General features: G+C 66.9%; 11 protein-coding genes and 1 pseudogene. 7 read left to right on the top strand and 5 right to left on the bottom strand.

What is annotated here, in order from left to right; genetic code table 11:
• Positions 1-237 precede the first annotated feature (237 nt).
• The 3 genes and pseudogenes from BM396_RS20510 (at position 238) to BM396_RS20500 (ending at position 4,833) form a co-directional block, all read left to right on the top strand.
• A pseudogene (locus tag BM396_RS20510) lies at positions 238-1,728 on the top strand (ABC transporter substrate-binding protein).
• Positions 1,729-1,798: 70 nt separating this feature from the next.
• A complete protein-coding gene (selB, locus tag BM396_RS20505) occupies positions 1,799-3,742 on the top strand; it encodes a selenocysteine-specific translation elongation factor (RefSeq protein WP_043385447.1) in 1,944 nt (647 codons plus the stop codon).
• Positions 3,743-3,855: 113 nt separating this feature from the next.
• Complete coding sequence (locus BM396_RS20500) at positions 3,856-4,833, top strand: HWE histidine kinase domain-containing protein (RefSeq protein WP_043353903.1); 978 nt, start codon at positions 3,856-3,858, stop codon at positions 4,831-4,833.
• Between the two features lie 722 nt (positions 4,834-5,555).
• Here the strand turns inward: BM396_RS20500 and BM396_RS20495 are convergent.
• The 4 genes from BM396_RS20495 to BM396_RS33420 form a co-directional block, all read right to left on the bottom strand.
• Positions 5,556-6,839, bottom strand: a complete 1,284-nt coding sequence (locus tag BM396_RS20495; RefSeq protein WP_043385449.1) for a cation:proton antiporter — start codon at positions 6,837-6,839, stop codon at positions 5,556-5,558.
• A gap of 237 nt (positions 6,840-7,076) precedes the next feature.
• Entirely contained in the window at positions 7,077-7,991 is a 915-nt protein-coding gene (locus BM396_RS20490; protein ID WP_043385452.1) for an extracellular catalytic domain type 1 short-chain-length polyhydroxyalkanoate depolymerase, read from the bottom strand.
• A 45-nt stretch (positions 7,992-8,036) separates the two neighbouring features.
• Positions 8,037-8,393 (bottom strand): hypothetical protein, encoded by a 357-nt coding sequence (locus BM396_RS20485; protein ID WP_043385454.1) that lies wholly within the window; start codon positions 8,391-8,393, stop codon positions 8,037-8,039.
• A 654-nt stretch (positions 8,394-9,047) separates the two neighbouring features.
• Positions 9,048-9,242: a hypothetical protein gene (locus BM396_RS33420; protein WP_043385456.1), complete on the bottom strand. Its 195-nt coding sequence runs from the start codon at positions 9,240-9,242 to the stop codon at positions 9,048-9,050.
• Between the two features lie 395 nt (positions 9,243-9,637).
• On the opposite strand from BM396_RS33420, the gene BM396_RS33815 reads away from it, so the two are divergent.
• Positions 9,638-9,748 (top strand): BA14K family protein, encoded by a 111-nt coding sequence (locus BM396_RS33815; protein ID WP_245282006.1) that lies wholly within the window; start codon positions 9,638-9,640, stop codon positions 9,746-9,748.
• 410 nt (positions 9,749-10,158) lie between these two features.
• On the opposite strand, the gene BM396_RS32270 is transcribed toward BM396_RS33815, so the two are convergent.
• Positions 10,159-10,455 (bottom strand): hypothetical protein, encoded by a 297-nt coding sequence (locus BM396_RS32270; protein WP_139239525.1) that lies wholly within the window; start codon positions 10,453-10,455, stop codon positions 10,159-10,161.
• Between the two features lie 351 nt (positions 10,456-10,806).
• Between BM396_RS32270 and BM396_RS32265 the strand changes: the two genes are divergently transcribed.
• From BM396_RS32265 to BM396_RS20470, 3 genes are all read left to right on the top strand, one after another.
• A complete protein-coding gene (locus tag BM396_RS32265; RefSeq protein ID WP_124263045.1) occupies positions 10,807-11,073 on the top strand; it encodes a hypothetical protein in 267 nt (88 codons plus the stop codon).
• 216 nt (positions 11,074-11,289) lie between these two features.
• Complete coding sequence (locus tag BM396_RS20475) at positions 11,290-11,646, top strand: hypothetical protein (RefSeq protein WP_043385458.1); 357 nt, start codon at positions 11,290-11,292, stop codon at positions 11,644-11,646.
• Between the two features lie 969 nt (positions 11,647-12,615).
• Positions 12,616-12,834, top strand: coding sequence for a hypothetical protein (locus tag BM396_RS20470; protein ID WP_139239524.1), 219 nt, complete (start codon positions 12,616-12,618; stop codon positions 12,832-12,834).
• The last annotated feature ends 304 nt before the right edge of the window (positions 12,835-13,138 follow it).

The following is a 13,138-nucleotide window of genomic DNA, read 5'->3' as shown; positions in this document are numbered from 1 at the left end:
CAGCCGTCGCCGTCTTCTCAGCCCGGTCACATCGCGGCCGCCAGAATCGGCCAAGCGCGCGAACCCGGAAACCAGCCTAAGACACCTGCCCTCCTCTGCAGAGCGGCGATTCAGCCATCTGGTATCAGCGGATCGATTGAGGGCAATGCGGTAGCGCGCTATCTTTCCCCTGATCCGGCTCGAACCGTTCCGGACGGTGCCCGCACGCGATGCGGAGCATGGAAACAAGGAGGAGACATGGACGCACATGCGACGGGGGATCCGGTCGGCGGACAGCCCTTTGGACCCCACAACACGGTGACGGTGGTCGATCCGTCGCCCGTCAACTGGCTCTCCATCACGTGGAACACCATGGAGGAGGCCAACCGCGTCGACCACGACGGCATCGGCCAGCCGAGCCTCGCGGAGTCCTGGCGCTGGCTCGACAGCGAGACGCTCGAACTCACCATGCGGCAGGCCGTCTATCAGGATGGCGAGCCCTTCAACGCCGGCATGTTCAAGCTCGGCTTCGACAAGGTCCAGGAATGGACCAACCCGCACCCGCCGGGCGCCTTCCTGAATTTCGCCCGGGACGTCACCTGCGAGGTTGTAGACGACCGGACTGTGCGGATGCGCTTCCCCGGCGGCGACTCCGCAGCGCTGATGAAGCTGCGGGGCATGCATCTGCCCTCGACACGATTCTGGAACGAATGGGGTTTCGTCGACCCGAAGACGGGATCGGCCGAAGGCCATTGGTGAGTGATCGACGCGCCTGGTCCGTGGGGGACTGGCCCGTTCGTGCTTACCGAAGGCGTCTCGCTGATCGACTCGCGCTCCGACCGCGTGGTCATGGAGCCGAACGAGACTTACTGGAATCCCGACCGCAAGCCGACGGTCCGGATCGTCTACGACAACGTGATCGGCAAGGCGGAGGGCATCAAGTCGGTGGCGGCCGGTGACGGCCGGGTCGACGTGGTCTTCGATCTGACGCCGGACGAGGCGCACGCCTTCCCGGCGAGCGAGCATGGAAAGATCCAGACGAAGAAGGCGAAGACGATCCTGACGGGCGTTTTCAACGAGAATCGTCCGGACTCACCCTGGCGCAACCCGGAGGCCCGCCGGGCCTTGAACCTCGCCATCGACCGCGAGTTCGTGCTCCACCAGGGCGCGCACGGCTACGGCACGGTCATCCCGGCATTCATCCAGCCCGGCCGTTACGGGGCGGATCCGGAGATGAAGCCGTTCCCGCACGATCCCGAGGCCGCCAAGAGCGCCCTCGAGGCTGCCGGGATCGGGGGGCGGGAGCTCGTGTTCGTCGCCTCGCCGGCCTGGGAGGGCGTGGTCGCGGCGATCGGGCAGTGCCTCGCGAAGATCGGGCTCGGTTGCCGGTTCGTCAGTGCCAAGGAGGAGCCGCCGGAGGAGTTCGACGTCAAGCTCGAATGGTACTTCGACTGGACGCCGCAATATCCGGTGGCCTGCGTCCACCGGGAGTTCTTCGGGAAGGACGCGACCCTGCGCCAGGGTCCGGAGGATCCGGACTTCGACGCCCTCTACGACAAGCTCCTGCACACGCCGCACGAGCCGCAGCAGGAGGAGGTGGTGCGGGCGGTCGAGCGCTACCTGCAGGACCAAGCCAAGGCCCTGTTCCTGTACGCGCCCTACACGCTGTTCGCCGTGTCGGACCGCGTGGCGTTTACGCCCTACGACACCTGCATGTCGGAGCTTGCCGAGACCCGGATCAAGGGTTGAAGCGGCAGGCGGCGCGGGGCTTCCTGCGCCGCCACCCCAGGAAAGTGTTCTGATCCGGAGCGAGCACAGCGTGATCGTCGTCACCGCCGGCCATATCGACCACGGCAAGACGGCTCTGGTGAAGGCGCTCACCGGGATCGACGCCGACCGTCTGCCGGAGGAGAAGGCCCGCGGCATAACCGTCGATCTGGGCTTCGCCTACACGCGTCTTGGGACCCGAACCGTCGGCTTCGTGGACGTGCCTGGTCACGAGCGGCTGGTGCGTACGATGGTGGCCGGCGCCACGGGCGTCGACTTCGCGTTGATCGTCGTCGCAGCCGACGACGGCGTGATGCCTCAGACCCGCGAGCACATCGCGATCCTCGACTTGCTCGGCCTGCGCCGGGCGGTCGTCGCCATCACCAAGAGCGATCGGGTCGACGATCGTCGCCTGTCCGAAGTCGAGGCGCAGGTCCGCGTCGCGCTCTCCGGCACCGGCCTCGCGCACGCACCCGGCAACGCGCCGCTCGAAGCGCCCGTCCAAGCGCCCATGATCGCCTGCTCGGCGCTGCGCGGGACCGGCATCGCCGACCTCGCCCGGTACCTGGAAGAGGCTGCAGCCAGCCCGTCCCCTGGGGCCGCCGGGACAGAGTTCCGGCTCGCGGTCGACCGCTGTTTCACTGTCGTCGGCGCCGGCCTCGTCGTCACGGGGGCGATCCATGCCGGCGCCGTCCGGGTCGGCGATCATCTCGTCGTATCCCCCAGCGGGTTCGAGGCGCGGGTGCGGGGCCTGCGCGCCGGCAACGAACCGTGTGATGTCGCGGAGGCCGGTCAGCGCTGCGCCATCAACCTGTCCGGTCCCCGCCTGTCCCGCGCGGGTATCCACCGGGGTGACTGGATCCTGGCGCCGCAACTCCACGGCCCCGCCAGCCATCTCGACGTGGCGCTGCGCGTCTTGCCGGGCGAGGCGCGTCCGCTGCGTCACCGCACGCCCGTCCACATCCATCTCGGGGCGGCGTCCGTGACCGGACGGGTGCTCCTGTCACCCGGAATCGCGGTCGAGCCCGGCGCGGCGGCGCACGCACGGATCGCCCTCGACGGCAGCCTCGGCGCGCTGCACGGGGACCGCTTTGTGCTACGCGACGCGTCCGCCGCCCGCACGCTCGGCGGCGGCCGGGTCATCGACATCGAGGGACCCCGCCGGGGAGCCTGGGCGCCGGGGCGACGCGCGGTGGTCGCGGCGCTGGACACGCCGGATCATGCTGCGGCGCTCACCGGCCTCCTCGACGTGAGCGAGGCAGGAGCCGACCTCGACCATTTCGCCCGCGTGCGGAATATCCCGAGGCCCGCCCTGGAAGCCTTGACGTGCGCGCACGGCGTCGTCGCGATAGCGGGGCCGGCCGGATTGCGGGGATTCGCCGGCGCGCGGATCGCAGCACTCGGCGAAACCGTGGTCGCACGTCTCGACGCCGCACACCGGTCGGAGCCGGACAATCCCGGCCTGTCGGCCGAGGAGATCGGCGCGCCTGTGGCGCTGCCGGAGCGTCCCGCTCTGCGGGTTGCCCTCGATCGGCTGCTCATGGACGCCCGTATTCTTCGGCGGGAGCATCTCTACCACCTGCCCGGCCACGAAGTCCGCCTAGCCCCGCCGGAGGCCGCCCTCTACGAGGCGGTCAGGATCCGCCTGGAGGCGGCTGGTCTCGATCAACCGCGCCTCGCGGACCTCGCGGAACAGGTGGGTCGGGAGCCGGAAACCCTGCGGCCGCATCTCGACAGGTTCGGCCGGCTCGGATGGCTGCGGCGCATATCCGGGCATTACTACGTGCTGCCGGGCGTCCTTGCCGAGTTGGCGGCGCGAGCATGCGCGGTGGCGGCGGACCATCCGCAGGCGCTCCTGACGGTCGGCCGCTTCCGCGAGGCGACGGGGATCAGTCGGAACATGACCATGCCGGTGCTGGCTTATTTCGACGCCCGTGGTTTCACGACGCGTGTCGCGGACGGACGGCTGGTGGATCCCAGGAAGGGCGACCTGTGACTCCGGTTCGACGGGCGTGATCGGGTCCGGAGCAAAGGCCGCGGGGCAGCGTTTCGTACCGTCACGGTAGCGATGCGCCTGCCAAGAACTTCAGGTGCGGTTTGGGAAGCAGCATGGTCGAGGGCACGGATCTGACTGGCGACGAATGGACGCTCGCCAGCTTCACCGCGGCCATCCACCGGGGGGGCGTCGGGATGTGGGCTTGGGCCCCGGAGGCGCGCCTCGCCCGGCTCGACGGCCTCTGCATGGCCTTCTGGGGCACAACGGAGCCGGTGGTGAGCATCGACGCGTTGTTCGCCAAGGTGAATGCCGAGGACAGACCCAAGATGATGCTCGACTGGTTCGCGAGCGCGACCAGCCCGAAGGCCTACAGCTTCGACTTCCGCATCGGGGAAGACCCGGACGTCCGCTGGATCTCTGCCCGCGGCATCGGCGGGGACGAGGGCCGGGTCGGCGCGTGGATCCAGGCCATTTTCCTCGACATCACCGACCGCAAGCGTGCCGAGGAGGCCGAGCGGCTGATGACCCTGGAACTGGCGCACCGGGTATCGAACATGTTCACCGTCGCCCGCGCGCTGACCAACATCGTCGCCCGGGAGGCCGAGTCCACCGCCAGCTTCGCCGAGGATTTGTCGCGGCGGTTCCACGTCCTACACGAGGCGACCACCCTGGCGACGCGGTCGCACGGGCTCGAGCAGGGCGACGTGCGGCTGCGTGACCTCGCCGCGCGTATCCTGTCGCCGTACCTGCAGGGCGCCAACATCGCGGTCGATATCGAGGACGCCGCCGTGGCGGCCCCCGACAGGGTCGACGACTACGCGATGATCTTCCACGAACTCGCCACCAATTCGGCCAAGTATGGCGCGCTCGCCAACGGAGGCACCCTGAACCTGGTCGGACGTGTCGTTGATCACGCCCTGACCCTCGACTGGACCGAAGGCGCGGCTCCGTCAGGAACCGCCAAGGCCGACGGCACCGGCTTTGGATCGCGGCTCCTCACGCAGACCATTGAACGCAGCTTGGCCGGTCAGTTCCAGCGGACCATCGACGATGCCGGTCTCCATTTCCGCATGATCGTGCCGATCCGGTGACCGACACGGCCCGGTGCTCCGGCCGTGCAACAGCAAGCCTCGGATCACAGGATGCAAGGAGCTCGCCTGCTGTTGCCGGTCCGGAACCGCGTCGGCGCGTCTGCGTGCCCTGATCGAATGCCGGGTGTGGGCGAAGAGCTGCCGCGTTGGATTCGCGGCCCCTCGGCGCTTTAGCCGACGGGCCAAACGCTCAAAGCTCCGTTCCTTCTGAGCCACGCCGTGTTTCCCGGAGGTCGACCAGTTCGAGCCGCCGCCGGTGGTAGAACCGATCGACCCGTTCGAGAGTGGCGAAACTGATAGCGTCCAAGGATCGCTGCGACCCGCGGGCGGAGAAGCAGACGAGGCCCCGCCGGATCGGGACCGGTGGTGCGGATCCTGCGCCGTCGGACGACGCCGGTCAGGCCCCTCCCCCGCATCGGCCGGGCCATCGTGCCGCGCGCCACCGCGCGTCTCCTTCGGCTCGGGCCGGCAGCCGCTTCGGATCGGCCGGCCGCGCTGCATGGGCATGGGCCATCGATGGGTCGATCGACCGGATGCAGCCCATTGCGAGCCGTGCTCGCCCTCATGCTCCCGGACCGGCCGGACCGCCCGCTCGCGAACCTCGGCGAACGGGCGTAATATTCGGCGTCCTGGCTCCAATCTCCCGGGCGTTGGAGCCTCCGGAAAACCCGGCGCGGTTCATGACTGGAGGGCTCGGGAAACGGTTTGGTTCCGAGGCCGCTTCAGGGTGGGGGTGCCGTGAACACCAAGCCGAGCTGTGAGCTCTCCGTCCCCCGTCCCATCCTTCGGTCCACCAAACGCAGCGTCGGCGTGACGGTGACGCCATGCATCAGGATCGAGATCAGAACCGTCAGGCCGGCTGTGGCCCAGAGAAGGTCCGCGCGCTCGAACGTGGCCTGTCCGCACGCATAGGCGAGATAGTAGACGGTCCCGAGCCCCCGGATGCCGAAAAAGCTCACGACTGCGCGCTCCTCAAGGGCTCGGTCGCTGCCCAGCATGCCGATCCATCCGCTAAGAGGACGGACGACCAGCAGGGCGATCAGGGCAAACAGAGCGGCTTGCCAGGTGAGAGCCTCGAGTAAGCCGCCGCCGACGAGCACGGCGCCGAAGCCGACGAGGAGCACCATCATCAGGAGGCGTTCGAGTTCCTCGGCGTAGTCGTGCATCTTGCGATGATATCCATGGCCCCGGCTCGATGAGCGAAGGGCTAGGGCCGCGGCGAACACGCCGATGAAGCCGTAGCCGTCTGCGGCTTCGACGATGCCGTAGGCGAGGCAGGTCACTCCCAGGGCCACGAAGCCGTCACCGGTTCGGGAGAGCTTCGACAGGTTCGGGAGGTGAAAGGTCAGCCAGCCGAGGGCACGGCCGATGATCGCGCCCAGCACGGCACCCACGGCGATCTTCCAGAGGACATCCACCGCGAACCAGTGCGACCAGGACAGGCCGGCCAATCCGCCGCCTGCGGCGAGCGCGATGGCGAGGTTCACGAAGGGAAAGGCGAGGCCGTCGTTGAGCCCGGCCTCGGAAGTCAGGGCGAAGCGCGGCTCGTCCTCGTGATCCTCGGCCGGGTGACCGACCTGAACGTCGGACGCGAGGACCGGGTCGGTGGGTGCCAGGGATGAACCCAGCAGAAGCGCGGCGGCAAGCCCGAGTCCCAGCAGCGTCGATGCCAAAGCCGTCAGGGCGAGGATGGTCAGCGGCATGGCGATGCCGAGCAGGCGCCACGTCACAGCCCAGCGCTTCCACCCGATGAGCCGGTCGATCTTGAGGCCCGCGCCCATCAACGAGATGACGACGACCGCCTCGGTCGCATGCTCGATGAGCTTCAGATGCAGGCTCGGATGGGGTGTGATGGCGGCTACAGCCGGGATGGCGGACAGAGCGGCCCCGATCCCGACGCAGCAGATCGGCAGGGACAGAGGAAGGGCCCGCAGCACCATCGGCAGCCATGCCGTCAGAAGCACCAGGACACCGAACCCGGCGACGACGAGGACATAGGTTTCCATTCAACGATGAACCGCGTTGGGGCCCGGCTCGTTCCTCATCCCGCACCGTCTGCAACGGTCGGTCCGCCGGGGCTCCTCCGCGCGAAGCGACGGTTCGTGCCAGACCGCCCGAAGCCGCACCTTGGTCCGCCCTCGCCTCCGGCCCGAGCCGGCCCATCAGTCGAAAACTTGGACAGGAAGGTCGCCTGAGGCGCGATCCTCAAGAATCCGCCCAGTCTGGCGCATCCTTGAAGAGCGTCAGTGGCGGTGCGCTTGACGGTGCTTCGCGTGCGACAGGAAGAAGCGCAGCATCTCGCCACTGGCATCCGGACCGGTCGGATCGGTGTGCGAGCCGGCCGGGTGGCCGCCGGCCCAGGCATGGCCGGCGCCGTGCAGGACCCAGTGCTCCGAAGACCACAGGCTGTCCGGTTCGGTCAGGACCCTCCGCGTATAAGCCATCCCGCCCCTTGAGCGTCCCGCGACGGTGGTAACGGTCAGTCGTCCCTCGGGCTGCGCCTGGGCGAGCGCCTGATCGCCGTTGACCGGCGAGACGGTCGTGTCCCTGTCTCCGTGAAAAACGATAGTCGGCACGGGATGCGCGGCCTGTACCGGCCGGATTAAGGCACCCCGCCGCATCGTGGCGATGGCGGCCGAAATCGAGCCGGCCGAACCGCACGCCAATCCAGAATGGATGCCGACCGCCGCGTAGAGGTCCGGGTACATCATCGCCATCACCGCGGCGGCCGCACCGCCCGAGGACAGGCCGGCGACGTAGACCCGCGACGGGTCGACGGCGAACTCGGCCATGATCGCGGATGTCAGACCGGCGATGATCGACGGCTCGCCCCGGCCGCGTCTCTGGTCCTCATCCCTGAACCAGTTCCAGCTCTTGGCGAAGTTGGCCGACCGTGGCTGGTCGGGATAGGCGACGAGGAAGCCCTGCGCCTCCGCCAAAGCGTCCATTCCCGTACCGATGGCGAAGTCGCGCGACGTCTGCGAACAACCGTGCAGCATCACCACCAGCGGAAGCGGTGTCCCTGCATATCCGGACGGAACGAACAGGTCGTAGGCCCGGCTTCCGGCGGCGTTGCCGAACCGGCGCGCCAGCGCGCGCGGCCGGTCGATGGCCAGCCCCGACGGGCGTGTCAGGGCTGTCCCGAGGGACTGACTCATTGGGGTGCTCTCGTGAGTGACTGAACCTGCGGCAATCGGGTCGGGCTACGACAACGTACCGATCATTCCCTTCACCGCGCGCCTTGTGTTCTCGCAGGCCCCCCTGTCGCCGCGCCGATCCGCGTCGGCGTCATGGACGATGAGGCTGCTGGCGTGCCCGACGCCCTCGGCCGTCGAGACCTTGGCGGGATCGTTCGGGGCATCGCGGCGGGTAGCCCGCATGCCCCCGGCTGATCCGGTCCGAAGGATGAGTCCTGCTTGCAGGCCGATCGCCTGGACGGCACCGGCGCGATCGAGACGCTGTTCGATGGTACCGATTCGCTCGGCGTCGCACGATGCCAGCGCCGGCAAAGGCGCGAAGGCGGCGGTCAGGATGGTGAGGGTGGCCAGGACGAGGCGCATCGGCGAATGGACTTTCCAAGGGTCGGCAGCATCCGGGATCCGCTCGGAGAGCGCATAATCCGATGCCGTCCCTCACCGGTCGATGCGAGGGTAGCATCGAGACAATCCTCGCCTCGTCGTCTTGTTGCCTTGCGGCATGAAACGCGGGACAGGCCTGCGTCTGAGGGTGTAAGCAGCCAAAAATTTAGCCTTCGGAACACGTTATTATCGGCAAATCTGAGGAACAGATCAAAGATTGTCCAAATCATGGTCGAGTGCGAGTTCGATGAGCTTGTTTTTTGCGCGGTGTGACGGATTTAATCTATCGTCGTTCCATCATTTGATGGTGCGCTTCTCGATAGCAGTATCGTAATTATTCGGTTGCTTCTGCGATCCGCCGGTTCAGGGTCGGCTTCGCCCCGGGGGCATAGCCATCACCCGCGTCCCGGCCTCGGCTCACAAGCCTCGACACATGGAACGTCCTCTGTTGCGCGCGTTGGACGAGGTCGCGGAGACAGGGCGGGCGACCTGCGGCATTCGGACGACACGCCCGTCACATGACATTCCATGCAGACGGATCCGCCGTGCGGCGAGAGCCCGGCGCCGTGCCGAAAGATGGTTTCGGCTTGCCGTATTAATATTGCTCATCTGAATATGGACATAATGTAGCATGACCTATTTGCCCGACGGCGCGTTGTCGGATCGGAAGAAATATTTATCTTCGATTGGCAGGGCACGATGAAACAGACAATCCTGACGGCCGCCGTCGTCCTCGGAACGCTGGTGATACTTCCGGCGAGCGCCGATGCGCGCGGCGGCTTCGGTGGGGGCGGGTTCCACGGCGGCGGCTTCGGAGGCGGTGGGTTCCACGGGGGCGGGTTCGGCGGTGGCGGCTTCCGGGGTGGCGTAGCAGGTCGCGGCTTCGGAGGCGGGCTCGGCGGCAATCGCTTCGGCGGCGGTGCTCTCGCGGGTGGCGGCTTCGGTGCACGCGGGGGCCTCGGGGGCGGTGGGATCCGCGGAACAGGCTTCGCTGGCAACCGAGGGTTCGGCGGGCGGGGTTACGGCCGACGCGGCTATGGCTTTGCTATGGCGGCCTGGGGCTGGGCGTCGGTCTCGGCCTCGCTGGCGCTGGATTGGGCTATGGTTACGGCGGATTCGACGACGGATATTATGGCGGGGACTACGCGCCTGCCGGTTACGGCGTTTACGGGGGTGGCTATGCCCCAGCCGGATACGGGCAGGGTTACGGTGCCGTCGAGACGGAGGTGGCACCTGCCGGCGACTCGGTCAGCTACTGCGTTCAGCGTTTCCGGTCGTACGACCGTCGGAGCGGCACGTATCTGGGCAACGATGGTCAGCGCCATTCCTGCCCGTAACGATCTGCGCGGCCTCTGACGGGACCGCGGCACGACAGGCCCCCAGCCGCACGGCTGCGGGGCCATCTGCCCCACCGGGTTCCCGCTGCGGTCAGGTGAGAGAGCGGGTCACGCGCCCTTCGTGACGAAGGTCTTGCCGACCAGCCGGACGTGTCGCCCGACTCTGCCTCTGCGAGGAACGGGCAGCGTTCACGCTCACTGTCGCAGTCCGCTGCCGATCTCCCGTTGCGGCGTCTGAACGCCCCCGCCCGAGCTCCCGCCTTCGGGCGGCGCCGGTCGTATGGCGAAGCGCGGACAGGCAATGCTCAATACTGCGGGCTTCCGACCGCTGGCCAGGGCCGTCCGCGGAAGCCATCCGTGTCCCGCCGCCATCAGGGCGGCTGTTCACCCGTCGCGGTATCCCAGACGGTTCAGGCGTGCCGGAGAGCGTATGAACGATCTGCCGGGCGCTTCCGCACCGGTCGACGCTTCAGCGCATCCGGCGTGAGGTCGCTCGCGTCTCCGAGCAGTCGTCGGCCGGAGGTGATCACTTGGAGGGTCTGGCGATCGGCGCCCGTTGTCCACGCGGCCTGTTCCAGGTGCTGCAACCGAGCAATCATATCCACATGGCCTGCGGTCGCGTGACCGAGTTGTTTTGTCACCAAGTCTGTCACCAGTCGCTGTAGGATGCTCAATTCGTTCTGATCAAGCTGAGGAATGGTTGTCACGTCGCGCCTCCTTGGGGTTCGGCGATGCAACATGGCTCACGGCTACAGGTCGATGCTTCAACATAAATTGGATTGGAGCGTCTTTTTGATCTGTCTTTTGATAGAAACCAGCAATACAGATCCGAAATTTACCGAAAAACGAAAGCAATTCGCATCGAAAGCCTCCGCGGTGCGGAACCTCGCGGCATGGGAGAGCTTCATCAAGGGCGGGAATTCGCACGGTCGGCCGGCTGCAGTCCCCGGCAAAAGAGTCCGCGGACTCGTCAACCCTGCCGCCTCTACCGGATCTGTCCGCCCGCCGTTCGGATGGGGCGGCCGCTGCCGGTGCTACCTGAATCGATAGGATCTCCCATGAAGCGACTGCTCCTCGCGATCGCGGCCATGACCGCGGCAGGACCGGCTTTGGCGCAAGACTCGTCTTATCGCGATCCTGGGGCGACGGGATCCATCATCTCGAATCAGCCCAACAACACGGGTGGCGGGGACGATTTCACGGAATCTCCAGGTGGGACCGGCGTAGACGCGTTCAGCAGCAGTTCGGCCGCGGGCGGCAACGCCAGCCGACCCGAGGTTGGTGCGCCCAACAGCAGCGGCGGCTCCAGCGGCAGCGGCGGCTAGACGGTTCGCTGCCGAAGAGGGCCGCTGATCCAGCGCCAGTGAGCACGTCAGATCAAGACCTGGGGCTGTTCCTGCAAGCAACGCGACTAGGAGCAGCCCTGGCCTGCCGCGGTCAAAGCCTCAGTTCCGTGCACCAACATACGGTGAAGTCATCGGAACTCATGCATGGGCGTGGCCCATGAAGCAAACAGAGCCGTTGTCCGAGAGGCGAGTGTCATGCTGTTTCGATCCGAGACCCCGCGGCCGCCCGGCAACCTGCGCGTGTCGGAGCCGGGCGCCTCCGACCGGCCGACCACGGCGATGCTGAAAGCCGATATCGACAGCGGCGCCACGGGGGACAAGATCGCCGTCTACGACCTGGGCCTGTCGTCGCTCGGGACCGATGACGAGGCGGCCGGCTCCGCACCGTCGCATCAGCGTATCGCGCTGGCGCGCGAGACCGAGGCGGCGTCCGCGAAGGTCAGGCGCGCCGCACGGTCGCCCAGCCTGGACGCCTGGATCGTGCTGGGGTTCAGCGGGTTCATCGGTGCGATCGGGATCGTGCTGAGTGCCGCCATCTGGTTGGGACACTGAGTTCGCTGGCGCCACCCATCGGACCAAGGCGGCACGGCCCTCCTGAATCAGACCTTGTATGTCTTGCGTTGGCTTCGCGGAGAGGAGCGGCCCGCGGGCATCGGTGATGCCGAACGGACAGTCTGGGCGTATCTGTCGGCGCTGCGTGGCCTGAAGCCCAGCTCGAAGCGCTGCAGGTGCCTCGGCAGAGGATAGCTGGCCGCGACGGCCATCCGGCTTCCCGGCTGCGCGGGCTAGATCATTTCGATTTACCGGGAGCGCCTCAGCGAGAAGTCGGTCTGACGAGCGCCGAAGCCGCGCGTTCGGACGCGGGGTTTCCATCCGATGTCGAATGAGCGTCCAAGCGGGCGCGATCGATCGCTTCGCTCGCCGGTGGATCGACATGGGTCCTTGGGCGTCGACGGCGCCCGATGAGCCGGAACGGCATCGAACATCGGTATCGATAAACGTCGTCCGCTGTATTTCCATGGCTCAGACGGCCTTCATATTCTTCGTTCCACCTTGGATAGCCATTTCATTCCGGTGACGCCGCTTTCCGGGCGCCCTCCGTCTCGGGACGCCGGCGGCTCCCGGACCGTGCCCACAAACTGACCTGATCCGCCCAGTGACGAACGTCATGAGGTCGAACCCCACAACGCTGCGATCGGCAACGGGATTGGCGGTCACGCGGCGACAAGCAGAGTCTGCCTATCCCCTATGAGAATGGATCGCGATCTGCAGCCCGAAGCGATGTTCACGGGCCGAGCTTGTTGCGAATTCATGCATCGCTTCCGCTAGGAAGCTGAAAAGAAAATCGTCTCTGATCTGTGCAAGATAAATAGTCAGAAAGGCGTCAAATTTTAATTTTACGAGCCTAGGCTCGTGCAATGTTGGTGCGTCAACGCCGGGGACCGAAGGCTTTGGCACGGACTGCGCCGGCATAGGGTCTTCCGATCGGGCCGCGCAGGCCTTTAGATGGAGGCGTCCCACATGGCCTACCGCGTCAGGATCGATCGCATCGGGAAGACCGGCGTGCCGCGGAGCGCCCCGCGGATCTACAATGCGAGTAACGTGGCGGATGCCGTCACGATCGCGACTTACGAGGTCGATGGGAGCAAGCCTGACCGTCCCCGTGTTGCCACCGCCACCGACGGCTCCGGCCAGATCATGTTCATCTATTCCGGCCGCCTTGCCGGGGCTCTCGGATGAGTGGGAAAGAGCAGGAGAATCAGACGCTCCACGACCGCGACGCCAAAACCCTCATCACCGTGATGCTCACCTTTCAGATCGCGTTCCTGGCGGTCTCGATGCTGTGGCTGTAAAGCTCTTCGCGGCTCCGGCAAGGATCTCCCCTAAGCGTCTCTCGGCATCAGCTCTCCGAACGATCGATGATGGGGGTTGCCGCCGGATTGAGCCGGACGGCTGGGGACGCGAGCGAGGAGGTTGCGCAGGCGGTGCGGAATGGCTCGCCCGAAGGATCCGGGTTTGGTCGCGACCGGCCACGCGCGTCACC

Source organism: Methylobacterium sp. UNCCL125, assembly GCF_900116795.1.
GTDB classification, from domain to species: domain Bacteria; phylum Pseudomonadota; class Alphaproteobacteria; order Rhizobiales; family Beijerinckiaceae; genus Methylobacterium; species Methylobacterium fujisawaense.
Note: the sequence above shows the minus strand (reverse complement) of the source record. Positions and strands in the feature narration are given on the sequence as shown.